This window comes from Brevundimonas nasdae (assembly GCF_016654005.1).
Classification (GTDB): Bacteria; Pseudomonadota; Alphaproteobacteria; order Caulobacterales; family Caulobacteraceae; genus Brevundimonas; species Brevundimonas nasdae.
The window spans coordinates 1-576 of sequence record NZ_JAEPWN010000033.1 but is presented as its reverse complement, the minus strand read 5'-3'; the positions used below and the strand labels follow the sequence as shown (position 1 = coordinate 576).

Annotated in this window: 1 rRNA gene; it reads right to left on the bottom strand. The window is 51.6% G+C overall.

What is annotated here, in order from left to right:
- A 23S ribosomal RNA gene (locus JKF87_RS18160) occupies positions 1-386 on the bottom strand; the annotation flags it as partial.
- Positions 387-576 lie beyond the last annotated feature (190 nt).

The window sequence follows — 576 nt, the reverse complement described above, 5'->3', positions numbered from 1 at the left end:
TTTGATGACTACGGGGCTTTCACCCACTATGGCCGACCTTTCCAGATCGTTCGTCTTTATTTCACAAGAGCACTGGCCTGGTCCCGGTTCGCTCGCCACTACTACGGGAGTCTCGGTTGATGTCCTTTCCTCCGGGTACTGAGATGTTTCAGTTCCCCGGGTTCGCTTAATGAAGCCTATGTATTCAGCTCATTATACCTTTCAACAATCCGCCAATCGCTGTCTCCGAAGAAACAGAGTTGGAAGACTGTAAAGGTGGGTTTCCCCATTCGGAAATAACCGGATCAAAGGGTGCTAGCGCCTCCCCGGTTCTTATCGCAGCTTGCCACGTCCTTCATCGCCTCTCTACGCCAAGGCATCCGTCAGAAGCCCTTCAACGTTTGATCGTTTCTCAGCAAAACTCATGCTTGGTTTATTCCGCCCGACTGGAAAGTTGCCGGGGGACCAAGCCTGATTTTTGTCAGACAATGTCTTCTTCTCGAACAAGACCTAAAAGCTCAGGGGAGCCGGTCACGTTCTTCCTTTACGATATCAATGCCTGTCGGCGAGCGCCGACGGGCAATACTTGATGCGATC